This window comes from Aquimarina sp. EL_43 (assembly GCF_943422735.1).
GTDB classification, from domain to species: Bacteria; Bacteroidota; Bacteroidia; order Flavobacteriales; family Flavobacteriaceae; genus Aquimarina; species Aquimarina megaterium.
In genome coordinates, this window is the sequence record NZ_CALSBR010000001.1 from 5017830 (window position 1) to 5037976 (window position 20147).

The window sequence follows — 20147 nt, forward strand, 5'->3', positions numbered from 1 at the left end:
AAGTTATAAACAAAACCAATATGCATCGACATTTTAAATTTAGAAATCTAAAAAAAAGGACGCAGCAATTAATACTATGCTGCCTAACTATATTTTTTGTCAGTACCAATGCAATAGCACAAGAGAGCTATACGATAAGTGGTACGATTAAGGATAACAATAATGGGGAGACACTTTTTGGTGCTTCTGTTTTTTTGAAAGGCACTTCTATTGGTGTGATCACCAATGAGTATGGTTTTTATTCTATTACCGCCCCAAAAGGAAACTATACCCTTGTTGCCTCCTATGTAGGATATGCAGATATTAATAAAGAAGTAATACTCGACAAAAATCAAAAAATAGATTTTGATGTTATTGAATCTTCTACACAATTAGATGAGGTAATCATTAAAAGCGAGGAAACAGAGCGTGTAAGTCTTAGAAAACCCGAAATGAGTGTATCTAAGCTAAACATCAAAACTGTAAAACAAATGCCAGTAGTATTAGGAGAAGTAGATATCATAAAATCTATTCAGATGCTACCAGGAGTGACTAAAAACGGTGAGGGCTCTAGTGGGTTTCATGTAAGAGGTGGTGCAGCAGATCAAAATTTGGTCTTACTTGATGAAGCAATAATTTATAATACTTCTCATTTATTAGGCTTCTTTTCTGTTTTCAATGCAGATGCTATTAAAGATATTAAGTTATACAAAGGTGGGATTCCTGCTCGTTTTGGTGGTAGAACTTCTTCTGTACTAGATGTTCGTCAAAAGGATGGAAATAATAAGAAGTTTAGCCTTACCGGAGGTATTGGTGTAATTTCTAGCCGACTAGCCGCCGAGGGTCCTCTATTTAGCGATAAAGGTTCTTTTTTGGTTGCAGGTAGAGGCTCTTATGTAAATCTTATATTAAAAGCGGCTGGTGAAAAAAACACTGCCGGTTTTTATGATCTAAACCTTAAAACTAATTATACGCTTAGTAAAAAGAATAAACTCTATCTCTCTGGGTATTTTGGTAGAGACACATTCAAATTTGGTGAGAATTTTGGCGTAGGTTATGGAAACTTATCAGGGAATCTAAGATGGAATCATATTTTTAACGATAAATTATTCTCCAACGCATCCTTCATATATAGTAAATATGATTACGACATAGATATTACGATGGAGGAATTCGAATGGATTTCGTCTATTAACAACTATAACCTAAAATATGATCTTAAATATTATGCCAGCAATAAGTTTAAATTAGATTTTGGAGTTAGCGGTATCTACTATGATTTTGATCCTGGACAAGTACAACCCACATCAGCAAGTTCTGCAGTAAATCCTTTATCTCTGGATCGAAAAAAAGCTTTTGAAAGTGGTATTTATGTAAATGCAGAACATAAACTTACCGATAAGCTAACTGTACAATATGGTGTTAGATATAGTGCTTTTAGTCGATTAGGCGGGCAGGCATTAAAAAATTATGCTAATGATCAACCGGTAGTATATAATAGTACATTAGGTTTTTATGAAAGAGGTATCGAAATTGGTGAAACCGATTATAAAAAAAGTGAAACGATTAAGAGTTATGGTAATTTCGAACCCAGAGCATCCCTAGCATATCAGCTAAATGATGTTTCCTCTATTAAAATGGGGTATTCGAGAGCAGCACAATATATTCATTTATTGTCCAATACTACCTCTATAACGCCATTAGATGTATGGGCACCAAGTGGAAAATATATAAAACCGCAATTATCAGATCAATATGCACTAGGATATTTTAGAAACTTTAAAGATAAAATGTACTCCTTAGAAGTAGAAGCCTACTATAAAACCACTGATAACCGAATAGATTATATCGATGGATCTGATTTAATAGGAAACAATACTATTGAAACCGAAATATTAAATGGAGAATCCAGAGCATACGGATTAGAATTTTTGGCACGTAAAAATGAAGGGAAATTAACAGGGTGGATTTCTTATACCTTATCAAAATCAGAACAAAGAAGCCTTGGTAGTAATGCAGGAGGGCCAGGAATCAATAATGGAGATTGGTATAACACTGCATATGACAGAACACATGATATTTCGGTAACGGGAGCCTATAAACTAAATGATAAGTGGAGTTTTGGAGCAAATCTGGTTTTTCAGACCGGAAGACCTGTAACGTATCCTAATGGTCAATATGAATATGAAGGGTTGTCTGTAGCTAGTTATTCTGCTAGAAATTCTGATAGACTACCATCGTATCACAGACTTGATATCTCTGCAACATACAGACCTAATAGAAAACCAAACAGGAGATGGAAAGGAGAATGGATTTTTGGAATATACAATGTATATAATCAGAAAAATGCAGCTTCAATATCCTTTGGTCAAAATGTAGAGACAGGGGCAAACGAAGCTACAAGAACAGCAATTTTTGGTATAGTACCATCGGTAATCTATAACTTCAAATTTTAAAAAAATATAAACATATGAAAGCTTATTTTAAAATAATAATATTCCTTTTTACTATAATCTTTACTTCTTGTGAAGATGTAATAGACGTGGATGTGCAAACCGCTCCTGCCCGACTAACTATTGAAGCCTCATTAGATTGGGAAAAAGGTACAACAGGAAATAATCAAACCATAAAACTAAGTACATCTACTGCATACTTTGATACAACTTCTAATACAAGTGTTACTGGTGCTTCAGTTAAAGTTACTAATAATTCTAGCGGAGTCGAGTTTATTTTTACAGATCAAAATAATGGAGAATATACAACTACAGAATTTGTACCAGTACTTAATCAATCCTATACACTAGAGGTTATTTATAATGGTGAAAACTATTCAGCTACAGAAACCCTAATGCCTGTTGTTGATATTAAAGAAGTTAACCAATCTACCGAAAATGGTTTTGATGATGAAGTTTTAGAAGTAAACCTTATATTCGATGATCCCGTAGATGAAGACAACTATTATCTTTTCAGATTTAAAGAAGAAGGAGATCTTTTATCAGAATTTGAGGATCTTGATGATGAATTTGTAAACGGAAATGAAATTAACTGGTATTATGAAAAAGAAGAAGATACCAATACAAATACTCAAGAATTTACTTCTGGAGATATTGTAAATATTGACTTATATGGTATTTCTGAAGGATATTACAACTACATAAGGATACTTATCGAGCAATCTGAAGGTGTCGGCCTTTTTAGCGCAACTCCGGTAGCTTTAAAAGGAAATTGTATTAATCTGGATAATGCCGATAATTATGCTCACGGCTATTTTAGATTAACACAAGTATCACGAAGAACGTATACTTTTAATTAATGATAAATTTAATAAAGGCCAGATATATATTATCTGGCCTTTATTAAATTAGGTATTCTTCTAGTCTTTTGGGTACAAAAATGATTTTTCTACTTCAAAATCTATAACACCATCTTCTCTTACTTCATATAGTATAAAAAGCTCTCCCCAATAAACACCATCTGTAAAATCAGCTATAATCCATTTATGATTAAGTAATCTTACTTTATTAATACTCATATTACCCTCCATCCCAACAAACGGAATTATTGGGTTATCTTCTCCCGCCTTATTTTGTCCGATAATCTGATCACTTATCGTTAGCGCAAGCTTATTAGCATTATAGCCCATCTCTTCAAAATAATTTACTGCATCCTCATTACTTTCTAAAGTAAAATAGGTAATATCCATATTGGCACTAATCAGTGAATCAATGGTTGCTTCTTTTGTTGTTATTTTGGTCTTTAAGCTCTCTATTTTTGTATCATAGGATTCTTTTGCTTTTTTGGCATTCATGAATTGAAAAAGAATAAATAATGCTGCAAAAATGAATAGATATAAAAAGATCTTATTTTTCATATTCTAGATGGTTATTTTTAAATTATCGTAAGCTATATATACATTTTTTGGTAATAACTTCTCAACTTCGGCGTGAAAACCTAACATATGACTGATATGAGTGAGATATGCCTTTTCGGGTTGTATTTCTTTTATAAAATCAAGGGCTTCTTCTAAATTAAAATGCGAATGATGGGGTTCTATTCTTAATGCATTAACCACCAAAACCTTAACTCCTTTTAACTTTAATCTTTCCTCTTCTTCAACTGTTTTTACATCGGTTAGATATGCAAAATCTCTAAATCGAAATCCAAATACCTGTAAACGATTATGAAACGTATTTATAGGAATCACATCCAGATTGCCCAATTCAAAAGGTTGATTCGTAAGTTCATTTTCAATAACACTTGGGGCTCCGGGATATTTGTTTTCCGAAGAAAAAATATACTCAAACCTAGTTCTAAGTGCTTGCAAAACTCTCTTATGCGCATAGATAGGGATATCACCTTGCCTGAAAAAAAATGGCCTTATATCATCTAATCCCATAGTATGATCTGCATGTTCATGAGTAAAGACTACCCCATCTATTCTGGATATCTTATTCGAGAGCATTTGCTGTCTAAAATCTGGTCCGCAATCCACAACGTATTGGTAATCATCCCAAGATACAAGTATAGAAACACGAAGTCGCTTATCTCTGGAGTCGTCACTTAAACAAACAGGATGGGTACTTCCTATAATCGGAATCCCCTGTGATGTGCCTGTACCAAGAAAAATTACTTCCATATTTTAATAAACTAAGGCAAATGTACTTATATTTTTTTGGTCAAAAATCACATATTTCCCTTAAATAATACTTAAAATCTTAGGGAATATAGAAATTTGCATTCAAACCTTTTTTAATACTCATTGTATTATTACCTTTACGGTAAACAAAAAAAGCCCTTTTTACTATGCCTATTAAGATAATGGGAGATAAAGAATTTGAATCTGTCCCTTCAATAAAGAGCAAAGCTTTGCGTATTAACCTGAACCAAAACATCTATGGTACTTTTGCCGAGATAGGTGCTGGTCAGGAGACTGTTCGAAACTTTTTTAGAGCAGGTGGAGCCTCTGGTACCATTGCAAAAGCAATGAGTGCATATGATAAAGATTTTAGTGATGCTATTTATGGTATTGAAAATGACAAACGTTATGTTACCGAAGCAAGATTAAAAAAAATGCTTAGACATGAGGTTGGTCTTATTGAAGAAAGAATTACCAGAGAAAAACACCCTAATAAGTTATTTTTTAGTTATGCAAATACTGTTGCAACAATTGATTTTGCTAAAAAATATAAAGGTCATGGTTGGGTAGGCATTCGATATCAGACAACACCAAATGAAGATTATAATGAAATTTTGCTTCATATTCGGTTTCATGAAAATGATGCCCGATTGCAGCAAATGACTTTAGGAATATTAGGTGTTAACCTTATTTACGGAGCATATTATAAATACGATAATCCCAAAAAATTACTCAGATATCTATATGATCACCTGGATAAGGATCAAATAGAAATTGACACGATTAACTTTTCTGGACCACGATTTACCAAAGTAGATAATCGACTAATGAGTCTACAATTGGTTAAAAATGGAATGACCGAAGCGGTAATGTTTGGTCCTGATGGGCATAATATTTTACCTGCTGCCATATTATATAAGAAAAATATATTAGCACTGCGCGGGAGTTTTAGACCCGTGACTAAGGTTAATATGGATATATACAAAAAGTCACTCAATATGTTCTTGAGTGAAAATAAAGTAAACGAAGATAAGACCGTAGTAATTTTTGAAGTAACACTGTCGAACTTAAGGGCCGAAGGTGAAATTGATGAAGAAGATTTTATGGCTAGAGCCAGATTACTTTGTTCTTTAGGACAAACCGTAATGATCTCTAATTTTAAAGAGTACTATAAAGTAGTTGAATATTTCTCTAATTATACCAAAGAACGTATGGCGCTTTCTATGGGAGTTAATAATTTGGTAGATATTTTTGATGAAAAATACTATAGACACCTTAGTGGAGGTATTCTGGAAGCTTTTGGTAAATTATTCTTTAAAGATTTAAAAGTATATCTATACCCATTAAAGAATCATAAAACAGGAGAGATAACCACTAGTGATACTCTTAAAGTACACCCAAGGATGAAAGAACTGTATAAATTCTTTAAATACAATGGTAAATTACAGGATATTACAGATTATGATCCCTCTATTATGAATATTTTCTCAAGAGAAGTCCTACAAAAAATTCAAGAAGGAGAATCTGGATGGGAAGATCAGTTACCAGATCTTATACCAGAAATGATAAAAGCTAATAACTTTTTTGGATACAAATCCATAGAAGCGGTAAAATAAGTTACCTATACCAAAACATATTAAAAAAGCAGTATAGTTATTTACTATACTGCTTTTTTAATTGTGAACTCATCTTTAGTTCTGTAATAACCACGCACTTATAAAATTTGAGCAGCGTGATCTTTAGTTTTCACCTTTGCAATAACTTCAGAAATTATTCCTTTTTCATCGATAACAAAAGTAGTACGATGAATACCATCATACTCTCTACCCATAAATTTCTTTGGTCCCCATACTCCAAAAGCTTCAATTACTGTTTTATCTTCATCTGCCAATAATGGGTAAGGTAATTCAAATTTATTTTTGAAATTTTGTTGCCGTTTGGCGCTATCAGCACTTACTCCAATAATTTCATACCCCTGGGCCAGAAAAGTTTGATAATGATCTCTTAGATTACAGGCTTCTGCTGTACAACCAGGAGTACTCGCTTTAGGATAGAAAAAAACAACTAGTTTTTTCCCTTGATAATCCCCCAAGGTAACTGTATTTCCATCCTGATCTAATGCCGAAAAATTAGGAGCCTTATCCCCTGCTTTTAATGTTGTCATTGTATATAAATTGAATCTAGTTTATAACATCTATGTAAGTAAATATCCTAGTTAATACTTAACAAATAATAAAGTTCAACCTCTCTATTACTTACTTTTGTAAAGTAAGGCAAGTTATAAAATTTCAAAAAAACAGAACCAAATTTTTCGTAATACTTCAGGATTAAATTTAATATTTAGATCTTCACTTTTATTACCTACCATAACCCTTTTGTTGCGTTCAGATATTTATGTATTCTTGCATATAAATAAATTAAGGTTATTTTAGATATATGTCGTTGTCTGTGTTGCTAAATACTAATAAAAAAATACTCTTATCTGCTGTTTTTGTTTACATAAGTGTATGTAGCGCTCTTGCACAAAATCCGGTTAAAATAGATTCTCTATTACAACTACTTACTACTAAAATCACCGATAAAGAAAAAGTAGATATTTATAACAATATAGCTTTGCAATATTCTTCTACAGATTCTACTAAAACCATTGACTATGCAAATCGAGCGATTCATCTTTCTAAGCAATTAAATTATATTGAAGGTATTTCTAATGCTCACAATAGTATAAGTCAAGCTACGGTAAAATTAGCGCATTCGGATAAAGCATCTGATTTATTTCAAAAAATAAAATATGCAAAAGGCAAAGCCATAGCATCTAATGATTTAGCACTTACCTACAAAAAAAAGGGTGAGTATGCTATGGCACTAAAGCACTTCACAAAAGTTTTAAAAATAAGAGATTCTTTAGGAAACAAAAAAGATGTAGCTTTCTGTTATAGTAATATTGGACAAGTACATGTTAGATTGGGAAATTACACCAAAGCATTAGATTATAATTCTAAAGCTTTGGAGTTGTTTAAAGAATTGAATAATAAGAACGGTATCTTTTCTGGATATAACAATATAGGAATGATCAATGTGTATCAAAGTAATTATTCCTCTGCATTAGAATATTTTATAAAAGCTTCTAAAATTAATGATGAAATAGGCAGTAAAAAAAAAGCTATTGTTTCGCTTAGCAATATTGGGTTTATTTATGAAACTTTAGGAGATTATGACTTAGCATTAGAATATTATTTTAAATGCTTAACGATTAGCAAAAGCACTAAAAATCAAGCAAGTATATCTGAGGATTATTTAAACATTGGAAATATTTATTTTGAACAAGAGGATGATGCCAAAGCTTTAACGTATTCTTTTAAGTCTCTAAAAATTGCCAAAAAGCTCAACATTAAAGGTATCATGATATCTAACTACTGTCTAATTGGTGAAATATACCTTAATGAAAAAAATTATAAGGAAGCCCTGAAATACTTAAAAAATGGATTAACATTAAGCCAGGAAATTGGAGAGCTGTCTTCATCTACCACCGTAATGAATACTTTAGGTGAAATTGAATTTGAATTAAAGAATTATCTGCAGGCCAAAGAATATCTCATCAAGAGCATTACTATTGGTCAGGAGATTGGTTTTCCTTCTGCTGTAAAAAGTGCTTCGTATGGCTTAGTAAAAATAGAGAAAGCATTAGGTAATCATAAAGCTGCTTTAGAATCTTATGAACGATATCATGCTATTTATGACTCAATCTTAGGTGAAGAAAAATCAAAACAATTATCGCAATTACAAGTACAATATGAAACCGAGAAAAAAGAACAGGAAATAAAGAGTTTAGCTCAACAAGCCTCGATCCAGTCTTTAGAATTAAAACAAGCTAATTTTAATAAAACTATTTTCGGTATTGCAAGTGTAGTTTTATTACTTCTGGGATTAGTATTGTATTTGGTAAATCGACAAAAAAGGTTAGCATTACAACAAAGAGCACAGGATATAGAACAAAATCTATTGCGTGTACAGATGAATCCGCATTTTATTTTTAATGCCATGACTTCTATACAGGATTATATGAATCAGGGAGATGCCAAACAAGCCAGTATGTATCTCATAAAATTCTCGAAGCTCATTCGACAAGTGTTAGATAATTCAAGAAGTGAATTTATTAGCCTGGATCAGGAAATTAATATGCTCGATAATTACTTGAGTATTCAAAACTTAAAACGCGATCATCCTTTTACTTTTAAAATTGAAGTAGAAGACGGTTTAATTCCTGAAGAAATCGCCATCCCCCCTATGTTTGCACAACCTTTTGTAGAAAATGCCATAGAACATGGTGTCACTGCTATAAAAGAAGGTGCAACTATTCATATTCATTTTTCGATGGAAGGAGATCATTTGGCATTAAAAATATTAGATAATGGATCTGGGATAGAAGAAGCTATAAAGGTAAAACGCAAAGATCATGTATCTCACGCTATAAAAATAACTGAAGAACGTATCGATCTTTATCGTAAGATGCGAAAGAAAAAAATTGCATTTGATATAAAAAATCTTTCTCAAGGAACACAAGTAACGTTTAATTTACCATTTCAGCATGTATAAAGGCAATAATTGTATCTTGTATTTGAAACGCAACTTGGATTTATAATTTTAAATATGAAAAAAACTACCCTAACCATCTTTTTTTTTCTAATTGTTTTTAATGTTTTTGCACAAAATCAAGTAAAAATTGATTCGCTTTTACAAGAGTTAAAAACCAAGGTCTCGGATAAAGAAAAAGTGGATGTATATAATCTATTAGCTGATCAATATACTTCTGCAGATTCTACCAAAACCTTTAACTATGCCAATCAAGCTATCAATCTGGCACAACAGATTAAATATACAGAAGGAGTAGCAGATGCATATTATCAAATAGCCTGGGCAACTATGCTTTCAAAAAAATATGAAAAGTCTGCCAAAATATTTCAAAAAGTTGTAGATATATCTCAAGAAATCCAATACCTCAAAGGTGAGTCAAATGGGTATAATGGTCTAGGTGCAACAAATTATTATAAACAAGGTGATTTCTCTGAGACTATGGTTTATTTTCACAAATCTTTAGAGGTCAAGAAAAAAATGGGAAACAAAAGAGGAGTCGCTAGTTTTTATAATAACATGGGATTCTTACACTCTCAACAAAATGATTATTCTAAAGCCCTAGTATATTATCAAAAATGTTTGGAATCTTATGAAGAACTAAAGGATCAACAGAATATTGCTTATGCGAACCAGAATATTGCGATTGCCAACTTTTCATTAAGCAATTATACCCAATCTTTGAAATATTATAATATAAGTCTAAAATATTTTGAAAAAATAAATGATAAAGTATCAATCGCAAATCTATATAATAATATAGGCTTAGTTTTCTATAAAAAAAGCAAATATCCTAAAGCTATAACTTACTATTTTAAAGCTATAAATATCCTAGAAGAATTAGATAACAAAAAAGGTGTTGCTACTAGTTATAATTTGATTGCAGCTGTTATTTATGACCAAGGCGATTATACAAAATCTCTAGAATATCATTTAAAATCCTTAAGTATCAATAAAGAAATAAATGATAAAGCTGGTATTGCAGTCAGTTATAACAACATCGGAGATATATATGGTAAGCAAAATGATATCGCCATGGCTTTGGATTATTATTTTAAATCTTTGAAAATCAAAAAAGAATTAAATAATAGAATGGGAATGATTCGAGCTTATATTAGTATAGGCAATTCATACACACAACAAAAAAACAGTATTGAAGCATTAGAATATTTGCAAAAAGGTTTACCATTGAGTAATGAAATTGGAAATCATTCACTTTCTATTGAATTGTATAATGCTTTAGGCAGAGTTTATTACCAATTAAATAATTACATACAAGCCAAAGAGTATCTCACTAAAGGTATTAAGCTTGCTCAAAAAATTGACTTTCCTACAGAAATAAGAGACGGTTCCCTTATTTTATCAAAAGCAGAAAAAGCATTAGGTAATCATAAAGCTGCATTAGCATCCTATGAATTGTATCACGTTACTTATGATTCTCTTCTCGGTGAAGAAAAATCAAAACAATTATCGCAACTACAAGTACAATATGAAACCGAGAAAAAAGAACAGGAAATAAAGAGTTTAGCTCAACAAGCCTCGATCCAGTCTTTAGAATTAAAACAAGCTAATTTTAATAAAACTATTTTTGGTATTGCAAGTGTAGTTTTATTACTTCTGGGGTTAGTATTGTATTTGGTAAATCGACAAAAAAGGTTAGCGTTACAACAAAGAGCACAGGATATAGAACAAAATCTATTGCGTGTACAGATGAATCCGCATTTTATTTTTAATGCCATGACTTCTATACAGGATTATATGAATCAGGGAAATGCTAAACAAGCCAGCAGGTATCTCGTAAAATTCTCAAAACTGATCAGACAAGTGCTAGACAACTCAAGAAGTGAGTTTATTAGCCTGGATCAGGAAATTAACATGCTCGATAATTACTTGAGTATTCAAAACTTAAAACGCGATCATCCTTTTACTTTTAAAATTGAAGTGGAAGACGGTTTAATTCCTGAAGAAATCGCCATCCCTCCTATGTTTGCACAACCCTTTGTAGAAAATGCTATTGAACATGGTGTTACTACTATAAAAAAAGGAGCAACTATTCATGTCCATTTTTCGATGGAAGGAGATCATTTAGTCTTAAAAATATTAGATAATGGATCTGGGATAGAAGAAGCTATAAAGGTAAAACGCAAAGATCATGTATCTCATGCTATTAAAATAACAGAAGAACGTATCGATCTCTACCGTAAAATGCGAAAGAAAAAAATTGCATTTGATATTCAAGACCTTTCTCAAGGAACACAAGTAACGTTTAATTTACCATTTCAATACATATAAAAATAATTCCTTTTCAAAACACCTATACAGCAAGAAGAAGTTTTATAAATTTACATTCAATAATGTCAGAAAAGAAATAATAATAATTAATAAGTAATCAAATCTTATACTTCGAGGTACATCTGAATTTATACTATGAAAAAAAATACCCTAACCATCTTTTCTTTTTTAATTGTTTTCAATGTTTTTGCACAAAATCAAACTAAAGTCGATTCGCTTTTACAGGCACTTGAAACCAATATTTCTGAGAAAGAAAAAGTTGATACATATAATCTTTTGGCTCGGCAATATTCTGACAGTGATTCTGTTCAAACTTCATTTTATGCAAACCAGGCAATAAAAATTGCAAAAAAAATAAATTACAATAAAGGGGTCATAAGATCATACGATGAGATTGCCTGGATATCTATGTTATTAGGAAATTCTGAAAAAGCAATCGATTTACATCAAAAAAGTATTGCTATTGCAAAAAAGATCAAATACCCAGAAGGAGAAGCAGGAGCGTATAATGGATTAGGAACGGTAAATAACTATTTAGGAAATAGCACGAAAGCTTTAGAATACTATTTTAAAGCATTGAAAATATATGAAGGATTAAACGAAAAATTGAGGATATCTCAATCTTATTACAATATTGCCCTCACTTATAGAAATCAAAGCGATCATGACAAATCCTTAGAATACCATTTAAAGGGTTTAGAAATTGATAAAAATCTTGGGGACAGTAGTCGAATATCCACAGATCACAGTGATATTGGTTTTGTATATACCGAAAAAGGTAATTATACCAAAGCAATGGAACATCAATTAATAGCATTAAAAATTCAAGAAAGAATAAAGAATGAAAAATTACTTACCTATACTTTTCACAATGTTGCTATGCTATATTACAAGCAAAAAAAATATACACAAGCACTAGAATATTCTTTTAAGTCTTTAAAAATTGCAAAAAAACTAGGCTGGAAAGGTCATATAGGAAATCTATACAATACTATTGCAACTACATATAAAGAACAAGATAATTTTGATCAAGCTTTAGAATATAATTTGAAATCTTTAGAAATTCAAAAAGAAATAGGAGAAAAGCAAATTATCGTCGCAAGCTATGTCAATATTGGAAAGATACATCTTCTCAAAGAAGAATATGAAAAAGCATTAGAATATCTACAAAAAGGATTATTATTTCAACAAAAAATCGAAGATCAATCTTCTCATGCTGTACTTTTAAATACAATTGGTGAGGTTGAATGGAAATTGGGTAATTTACAAAAAGCAAAGGAATATCTTATTCAAGGTGTTACTATTGCTCAGAAAATTAATTTCCCTACTGCCATTAGAGACGGCTCAGAAGTATTGTCTGGAATTCAAAAAGCATTAGGTAATCATAAAGCTGCTTTAGCATCCTATGAATTGTATCACAGCACTTATGATTCTTTGCTCGGCGAAGAAAAGTCAAAACAATTATCGCTACTACAAGTACAATACGAAACCGAGAAAAAGGAACAGGAAATTAAGAGTTTAGCACAACAAGCCTCTATCCAGTCTTTAGAATTAAAACAAGCCAATTTTAATAAAACCATTTTTGGTATTGTGAGCATGGTTTTATTACTTCTTGGGTTAGTATTGTATTTGGTAAACCGACAAAAAAGATTAGCATTACAACAAAGAGCACAGGATATAGAACAAAATCTATTGCGTGTACAGATGAATCCACATTTTATTTTTAATGCCATGACTTCTATACAGGATTATATGAACCAGGGAGATGCTAAACAAGCCAGTATGTATCTCATAAAATTCTCTAAGCTCATTCGGCAAGTGTTAGACAACTCAAGAAGTGAATTTATTAGCCTGGATCAGGAAATTAATATGTTGGATAATTACCTGAGTATTCAAAACTTAAAACGCGATCATCCTTTTACTTTTAAAATTGAAGTGGAAGACGGTTTAATTAGTGAAGAAATCGCCATCCCTCCTATGTTTGCACAACCTTTTGTAGAAAATGCCATAGAACATGGTGTTACTGCTATAAAAGAAGGGGCAACTATTCATATTCATTTTTCGATGGAAGGAGATCATTTAGTCTTAAAAATATTAGATAATGGATCTGGAATAGAAGAAGCTATAAAGGTAAAACGCAAAGATCATGTATCTCATGCTATAAAAATAACAGAAGAACGTATTGATCTTTATCGTAAGATGCGAAAGAAAAAAATTGCATTTGATATCCAAGATCTTTCTCAAGGAACACAAGTAACGTTTAATTTACCATTTCAATACATATAAATGAAAGTAGTCCTTATTGAAGATAATCCGGCAGCAAGAAGAAATTTTTTAGAGTTACTTAATGAGTATTGTCCTAATGTAGATTTTATAGGAGAAGCGACAAATGTAGCAGAAGGAGTTGCACTAATTACAGCTAGTAAGCCAAATCTTGTATTTCTGGATATCGAGATGCCAGATGGCACTGGGTTTGATGTATTACGAAAATTACCAGAAATCAATTTCCAGATAATATTTGCTTCTTCTCATGAAAAATATGCGCTTAGAGCAATAAAATTTAGCGCCCTGGATTACCTCCTGAAACCTATTGATCCCGAAGAATTAGTAGAAGCTATCAAAAAGGCAAGGTCCGAATTTGAGCATCATAAAACACCGCAGAGAGTACAAACACTTATAGATAATATAAGTGAGCAATCAAAAGAACCTACTCGTTTGGTTCTAAAAGATAAATATGGTATCCAGATTGTATTTGTTAAAGACATTATGCACCTGGAGGCAAGTGGTAGTTACACCAAGTTTTTTATCCATAAACAGGATAGCTTGCTTGTATCTAAAGGACTTAAAGAATATGAAAATATGCTTTCTTCGCAACAATTTTTTAGATGCCATCAATCTCATTTAGTAAATCTGGATTATTTATTGAGATACGATAAGCGAGAAGGAGATTATCTGGTATTAAAAGATAAAAGTAAAATTCCGCTGGCTACCAGAAAAAAAGAAATATTGTTAAAGCTAATAAACGACCTTAACTAATGGTTTACTAGTGAAGTGATTTAAACTTTTTTGATTCTGGCGAAAAATAGTTGTTTTTTGATCAATTGAAGTGTTTTTTGCACTTCATAGCAGCGCTACGAAGTAATAAAAAGACGAAAATTGAGTGAAAAAGAGCATTTTTATAGCGAATTGAAAAAAGTTTAAATCACTTCAGTCATAAAAAAACTCACCTTTTCCTTTTATCAAAGGTAAAGATGAGTCTTTCCTGAACAAATTATCTAGCCATGTCTTTTCTAAAACTGGTAGAAAGATTATCAATAATTATTGGGGTATTCTGGTTCTGATCTGTACTAATTGATCCTCCTTTAACACCTTTTGCTTGTTCTTTTTTAATTTCAAACTCTAGAAATTTCACAAATTTACTTTTCATTAAATCTTATTTTTTTAGTTAGACATAAGATAAATGTACAGACATTTTAATCTTCAAAATTTGTTGTTTTATAAGTGAATGAGATTATGATATAAACGACCAGAGCAAATGTATAAGCGTAGCAAAGTATTGTTTTGAATCATATAACTGAAATATCTTCTATTTTCGAAATATTAAACCTTAGCTACTAATTTTATTTTTAACTTTATTGCAAATTAATTTTGTAATATGACCAAACAGGAAAAGGTAGATTTTACTATTAAGACACTACAGGAATTATATCCCAAAATACCAATCCCATTAGATCATAAAGATCCATACACTTTACTTATTGCAGTACTAATGAGCGCACAAAGTACAGATGTAAGAGTGAACCAAATCACACCACTCCTATTCGACAGAGCAGATAACCCCTATGCAATGGTAAAATTATCTGTAGAAGAAATTCGGGAAATCATAAGACCAGTTGGGTTAAGTCCTATGAAATCCAAAGGAATCCATGGATTGTCTCAGATTCTTATTGATAGTCATAACGGAGAGGTTCCTCAAAGTTTTGAGGCCCTGGAAGCTTTGCCTGCTGTTGGTCATAAAACTGCTAGTGTAGTGATGTCACAAGCATTTGGTGTACCTGCATTTCCTGTAGATACACATATTCATAGATTAATGTACAGATGGGGTTTTACTAATGGTAAAAATGTTACGCAAACCGAAAAAGATGCCAAGAGGTTATTCCCAAAAGAATTATGGAACGACCTGCATCTTCAAATCATATGGTACGGTAGAGAATATTCTCCTGCTAGAGGCTGGGATCTTGATAAAGATATTATTACCAAAACTATAGGCAGGAAAACTGTTTTAGACGAGTATCAAAAAGCAAAAAGGCCTATTAAAAAATAGGCCTTTATAAGTTTAATTTAAAATCGTTTCAAACTTAAGATTGTTATACTCTACAACCTGTAACGATTTTGAATAGTTTAGAAGAAAATCTATTGTTCTTCTGCTTGGTACTAAATGTTTTTCTTCTTTTTTAGAAGACTTAAAGTAAAATTTTGCCATATTATATAATCTTAAATTAAAGGGTTATATAAGGATAACGGCACTAATTCTGCTTTATTGTATAAAAAAGTTATTAATTTGTTAAAACAATATTATTTTTTTCTATTACTTTTCTTAAATTAATTAAAGCATATCGCATTCTACCAAGAGCAGTGTTTATACTTACACCAGTTTTATCAGATATTTCTTTAAAACTCATGTCTCTATACATACGCATTATTAAAACTTCTTTCTGGTCATCTGGTAATTCCTGAATCAAATTACGCAAATCTTCTTCTACCTGATCTTTTATTAATCTCTTTTCGGCATTTAGATTTCCATCACTAATTACAGAAAAAATACTAAACTCTCCATTATCTTCGAATTTTGGCATACGATTTCCTTTTCTAAAGTGATCAATTACCAAATTATGGGCAATACGCATTACCCAAGGAAGAAACTTCCCTTCTTCGTTATATTTTCCGTTTTTTAATGTTCGGATTACTTTAATGAAGGTATCCTGAAAAATATCTTCAGAGACATCTCTATCAAAAACTTTTGAATAAATAAAACTGTAAATACGTTGCTTATGACGTTCGATAAGGACAGAAAGAGCACATTCGTCTCCTTTGATGTAGTTATTAACCAGAACTGCGTCTGTTAGGGTGTAATTTTTCATACCTTGACTATTATTTAGTACAAACAAGCGTGGGGCTCGTGCTATGTTAAACTTTTAAAGTAAAGGTATGCTATAGGCAGTTTTGTTTAAATTTTGGTTCCTTAATTAGGGGCTAATATAATAACATTCATTGAATTTCAAACAATTTCTTGTTAATTTTTTTAACTAAACTTTCAATCTATATTGGTTATAATACTTGTTTAGTAATCCTTATCTTTGCGCTCTTACCGCATATTTACTATGATTCAAGACATTACAACCTTAGATCCAAAAGAGAATATAATTATTAAAGGAGCTAAACTTCACAACCTGAAAGATTTAGATGCCGTTATTCCTAGAAACAAATTAGTAGTCATTACAGGATTATCCGGTTCTGGTAAATCTAGTTTAGCTTTTGATACTTTGTATGCCGAAGGACAACGCAGATATGTAGAAAGCCTTTCGTCCTATGCCAGACAGTTTTTAGGTCGTCTTAATAAGCCCAAAGTAGATTATATAAAAGGTATAGCTCCAGCAATTGCAATAGAGCAAAAAGTAAACTCTACCAATCCAAGATCTACTGTCGGTACTACTACAGAAATATATGATTATTTAAAATTACTTTTTGCCAGAATAGGTAAAACCTATTCCCCTATCACGGGTAACCAGGTAAAAAAAGATAGAGTAACCGATGTTATCGAATACATAAAATCTTTTGAAGACGGCGAAAAACTATTACTCCTCTCTCCTATTCATATCGAAGAAGGTCGTACACTGGAAGGAAAATTAAAAGTATTACAACAACAAGGATATGCACGTATAAAAAACAATGGTACTGTAACCAGGATAGAAGATGCATCTATACAAGAAAAAGATGATTTTTATCTGGTTGTCGATCGTATTGTAAAAAGAGATGAAGAAGATTTTTATAATCGCTTGGCAGATGCTATTGGTTCTGCTTTTTTTGAAGGTAAAGGCACTTGTTTTATCGAAACATTAAAAGAAGGTAACCTAAGACAATTTAGTAATAAATTTGAGTTAGACGGACTCTCTTTCTTAGAACCAAATATACATTTATTTAGTTTTAATAATCCGTATGGTGCCTGTCCAGAATGCGAAGGTTATGGTGATGTAATTGGTATCGATGAAGATCTTGTTATCCCAAATACTGCATTAAGTGTATTTGAAGGAGCAGTTTTTCCCTGGAAAGGTGATAGCATGGGGTGGTATAAAGAGCAATTGGTAAATAGTGCCTATAAATTTGATTTCCCTATTCATAAACCGTATTTCGAATTATCAGATCAGGATAGAGAACTACTATGGAAAGGAAATGAATATTTTGAAGGTATCACCAGCTTCTTTAAAGAACTAGAAGCCAAAGCTTATAAAATTCAGAATCGGGTAATGCTTTCTCGCTATCGCGGAAAAACGAAATGTAACACCTGCAAAGGAAAGCGCTTGCGTACAGAAGCAAACTATGTAAAAATTGATGGAGCTACAGTAACAGATTTGGTAGAGAAACCTTTAAACGAATTAGCAGATTTCTTTAAAAACATCACTCTTAATGAATATGATGCCAAAATTGCTAAGCGTCTTCTTAAAGAAATTAATAGTCGATTAGAATTTTTACAAAATGTAGGACTAGAATACTTAACGCTTAATCGTAAATCGAATACACTATCCGGAGGAGAGTCACAACGTATTAACCTGGCAACCTCACTAGGAAGTAGTCTCGTTGGTTCTATGTATATCCTTGATGAACCTAGTATAGGACTACATCCAAAAGATACCGAAAAGCTTATTAAAGTACTACAATCCCTTCGTGATTTAGGAAATACTGTAATTGTCGTAGAGCACGATGAGGATATTATGAAAGCTGCCGATGAAATCATCGATATAGGTCCCGAAGCAGGTACTTATGGTGGTCATGTAGTTGCAACAGGTGCTTTTGACCAAATCCTGAAAGCAGATTCTCTTACCGCAAAATACCTTAATGGAGCTCTAGAAATCGAAGTTCCTAAAACCCGAAGAACTTCAAAATACTATGTCGAAATCATAGGTGCACGTGAGAATAACCTAAAAAATATAGACGTAAAAGTTCCTCTTGGAGTCTTTACAGCTATTACAGGAGTATCTGGTAGTGGTAAGAGTACACTTGTCAAAAAAATCATTTACCCTTCTTTGCTCAAACAATTAGGAGGATACGGAGAAAAAGCCGGACAGTTTACAGAACTTAAAGGCAATTATAGTAATATAAAACATGTAGAGTTTGTAGATCAAAACCCAATTGGTAGATCCTCGCGCTCTAATCCTGTTACTTACATTAAAGCCTACGATGATATCCGTAATTTATTTGCTTCCCAAAAATTATCCGGCATTCGTAACTATAAAGCAAAACACTTTTCTTTTAATGTAGATGGTGGTCGATGCGAAACCTGTAAAGGAGAAGGAGAAGTTACCATAGAGATGCAGTTTATGGCCGATGTACATCTTGAATGTGAAACCTGTGCCGGAAAACGCTTTAAAAAAGATGTTCTCGAAGTAACATTTCATGATAAAAACATTCATGATGTACTCTCGATGACCATAGATAATGCTATTGATTTCTTTTCTGATCATAATCAAACCAAAATACAGAGGAAACTCCAACCTCTACAAGATGTAGGCCTGGGATATGTACAATTAGGGCAGAGTTCTTCTACTCTTTCTGGTGGTGAAGCTCAACGAATTAAACTTGCTTCCTTTTTGGTAAAAGGAAATACCAAAGACAAAGCATTATTTATCTTTGATGAACCTACTACAGGACTTCATTTTCATGATATCAAAAAATTACTCAAATCTTTTAATGAATTGATTGCAAAAGGACATTCTATCTTAGTAATAGAGCACAATCTAGACCTTGTAAAATGTGCCGATTATATAATTGATCTTGGACTAGAAGGTGGTAAAAATGGAGGCAATATCGTTGCAGAAGGCACACCCGAAGAAATTGTAAAAATCAAAGGATCGTATACAGGAGAATATTTGAAGGAGAAGTTATAATTTTAGCGATATTTTCTTATCAAAAGTAATGCCACTCTAACCCGTTGTACGTTCTAATACTTCTTAGTTCGTAATTATGTAGTATACAATAGGGCAATTTGTTACACATTTCACTAATCCGAAATCAATACAACCTACCAGAACATGCAAATTCAAAGTATTTTGAATACTATTTTATAAAATAGTGTTCACTTAAAAATCCAACCAGAATTTATATAAATTTTTATAACTCCAATCTCTACAACCAATCAAGATAGAATTATCAACTACCATTTCTTTACTCAAGATCATAGAGAGCGAAAATACTTTTTCAAAAAAATAACATTCTAAAAACCAATTAATTACAATCAATTCTCAATTTCTTTCCAATTTTTGGCACGCCATTTGAAACACTACTTATCAAATAGCGGAAGCCGAAAAGCTAATGAGTAGGCATGAACCCAAAA

General features: G+C 31.9%; 14 protein-coding genes. 9 read left to right on the top strand and 5 right to left on the bottom strand.

Annotated elements, in window-relative coordinates:
* The first annotated feature begins 20 nt into the window (after positions 1–20).
* Both NNL09_RS21625 and NNL09_RS21630 read left to right on the top strand, forming a co-directional pair.
* The gene (locus NNL09_RS21625) at positions 21–2435 is read left to right on the top strand and encodes a TonB-dependent receptor (protein WP_025665496.1); all 2415 of its coding nucleotides are present in this window, start codon (positions 21–23) and stop codon (positions 2433–2435) included.
* Positions 2436–2449: 14 nt separating this feature from the next.
* The gene (locus NNL09_RS21630) at positions 2450–3292 is read left to right on the top strand and encodes a DUF4249 family protein (protein ID WP_025665495.1); all 843 of its coding nucleotides are present in this window, start codon (positions 2450–2452) and stop codon (positions 3290–3292) included.
* A 60-nt stretch (positions 3293–3352) separates the two neighbouring features.
* Here the strand turns inward: NNL09_RS21630 and NNL09_RS21635 are convergent, their stop codons facing one another.
* Together NNL09_RS21635 and NNL09_RS21640 are read right to left on the bottom strand one after the other, a co-directional pair.
* Positions 3353–3850: a hypothetical protein gene (locus NNL09_RS21635; protein ID WP_025665494.1), complete on the bottom strand. Its 498-nt coding sequence runs from the start codon at positions 3848–3850 to the stop codon at positions 3353–3355.
* A gap of 3 nt (positions 3851–3853) precedes the next feature.
* Positions 3854–4615 carry an MBL fold metallo-hydrolase gene (locus NNL09_RS21640; RefSeq protein ID WP_025665493.1) on the bottom strand — a complete coding sequence of 254 codons (762 nt, stop codon included), beginning with the start codon at positions 4613–4615 and terminating at the stop codon, positions 3854–3856.
* Between the two features lie 167 nt (positions 4616–4782).
* On the opposite strand from NNL09_RS21640, the gene NNL09_RS21645 reads away from it, so the two are divergent.
* On the top strand, positions 4783–6231 hold the full coding sequence (locus tag NNL09_RS21645) for a TonB-dependent receptor (RefSeq protein ID WP_025665492.1): 1449 nt from the start codon (positions 4783–4785) through the stop codon (positions 6229–6231).
* 98 nt (positions 6232–6329) lie between these two features.
* On the opposite strand, the gene bcp is transcribed toward NNL09_RS21645, so the two are convergent.
* Entirely contained in the window at positions 6330–6779 is a 450-nt protein-coding gene (bcp, locus tag NNL09_RS21650) for a thioredoxin-dependent thiol peroxidase (RefSeq protein WP_025665491.1), read from the bottom strand.
* Between the two features lie 272 nt (positions 6780–7051).
* Here bcp and NNL09_RS21655 point away from each other — a divergent pair, with 272 nt between their 5' ends.
* From NNL09_RS21655 to NNL09_RS21670, 4 genes are all read left to right on the top strand, one after another.
* Entirely contained in the window at positions 7052–9211 is a 2160-nt protein-coding gene (locus NNL09_RS21655; protein ID WP_196911302.1) for a tetratricopeptide repeat protein, read from the top strand.
* Between the two features lie 54 nt (positions 9212–9265).
* The gene (locus tag NNL09_RS21660) at positions 9266–11539 is read left to right on the top strand and encodes a tetratricopeptide repeat protein (RefSeq protein ID WP_196911303.1); all 2274 of its coding nucleotides are present in this window, start codon (positions 9266–9268) and stop codon (positions 11537–11539) included.
* 135 nt (positions 11540–11674) lie between these two features.
* The gene (locus NNL09_RS21665) at positions 11675–13825 is read left to right on the top strand and encodes a tetratricopeptide repeat protein (RefSeq protein ID WP_196911304.1); all 2151 of its coding nucleotides are present in this window, start codon (positions 11675–11677) and stop codon (positions 13823–13825) included.
* Entirely contained in the window at positions 13826–14575 is a 750-nt protein-coding gene (locus tag NNL09_RS21670; RefSeq protein WP_196911305.1) for a LytTR family DNA-binding domain-containing protein, read from the top strand.
* Positions 14576–14810: 235 nt separating this feature from the next.
* On the opposite strand, the gene NNL09_RS21675 is transcribed toward NNL09_RS21670, so the two are convergent.
* The gene (locus NNL09_RS21675; RefSeq protein WP_196911306.1) at positions 14811–14966 is read right to left on the bottom strand and encodes a hypothetical protein; all 156 of its coding nucleotides are present in this window, start codon (positions 14964–14966) and stop codon (positions 14811–14813) included.
* Between the two features lie 228 nt (positions 14967–15194).
* On the opposite strand from NNL09_RS21675, the gene nth reads away from it, so the two are divergent.
* Complete coding sequence (gene nth, locus NNL09_RS21680; RefSeq protein WP_196911307.1) at positions 15195–15863, top strand: endonuclease III; 669 nt, start codon at positions 15195–15197, stop codon at positions 15861–15863.
* Between the two features lie 232 nt (positions 15864–16095).
* Here the strand turns inward: nth and NNL09_RS21685 are convergent, their stop codons facing one another.
* Positions 16096–16680: an RNA polymerase sigma factor gene (locus NNL09_RS21685; RefSeq protein ID WP_024769545.1), complete on the bottom strand. Its 585-nt coding sequence runs from the start codon at positions 16678–16680 to the stop codon at positions 16096–16098.
* Between the two features lie 240 nt (positions 16681–16920).
* Between NNL09_RS21685 and uvrA the strand changes: the two genes are divergently transcribed.
* A complete protein-coding gene (gene uvrA, locus NNL09_RS21690; RefSeq protein WP_196911308.1) occupies positions 16921–19701 on the top strand; it encodes an excinuclease ABC subunit UvrA in 2781 nt (926 codons plus the stop codon).
* The last annotated feature ends 446 nt before the right edge of the window (positions 19702–20147 follow it).

Coding starts and splice junctions, on each gene's coding strand:
- NNL09_RS21635 (WP_025665494.1), bottom strand. CDS start 3,850: ATGAAAAATAAGATCTTTTTATATCTATTCATTTTTGCAGCATTATTT.
- NNL09_RS21630 (WP_025665495.1), top strand. CDS start 2,450: ATGAAAGCTTATTTTAAAATAATAATATTCCTTTTTACTATAATCTTT.
- NNL09_RS21660 (WP_196911303.1), top strand. CDS start 9,266: ATGAAAAAAACTACCCTAACCATCTTTTTTTTTCTAATTGTTTTTAAT.
- NNL09_RS21685 (WP_024769545.1), bottom strand. CDS start 16,680: ATGAAAAATTACACCCTAACAGACGCAGTTCTGGTTAATAACTACATC.
- NNL09_RS21670 (WP_196911305.1), top strand. CDS start 13,826: ATGAAAGTAGTCCTTATTGAAGATAATCCGGCAGCAAGAAGAAATTTT.
- NNL09_RS21665 (WP_196911304.1), top strand. CDS start 11,675: ATGAAAAAAAATACCCTAACCATCTTTTCTTTTTTAATTGTTTTCAAT.
- NNL09_RS21675 (WP_196911306.1), bottom strand. CDS start 14,966: ATGAAAAGTAAATTTGTGAAATTTCTAGAGTTTGAAATTAAAAAAGAA.
- NNL09_RS21645 (WP_025665492.1), top strand. CDS start 4,783: ATGCCTATTAAGATAATGGGAGATAAAGAATTTGAATCTGTCCCTTCA.
- uvrA (WP_196911308.1), top strand. CDS start 16,921: ATGATTCAAGACATTACAACCTTAGATCCAAAAGAGAATATAATTATT.
- NNL09_RS21625 (WP_025665496.1), top strand. CDS start 21: ATGCATCGACATTTTAAATTTAGAAATCTAAAAAAAAGGACGCAGCAA.
- NNL09_RS21640 (WP_025665493.1), bottom strand. CDS start 4,615: ATGGAAGTAATTTTTCTTGGTACAGGCACATCACAGGGGATTCCGATT.
- bcp (WP_025665491.1), bottom strand. CDS start 6,779: ATGACAACATTAAAAGCAGGGGATAAGGCTCCTAATTTTTCGGCATTA.
- nth (WP_196911307.1), top strand. CDS start 15,195: ATGACCAAACAGGAAAAGGTAGATTTTACTATTAAGACACTACAGGAA.
- NNL09_RS21655 (WP_196911302.1), top strand. CDS start 7,052: ATGTCGTTGTCTGTGTTGCTAAATACTAATAAAAAAATACTCTTATCT.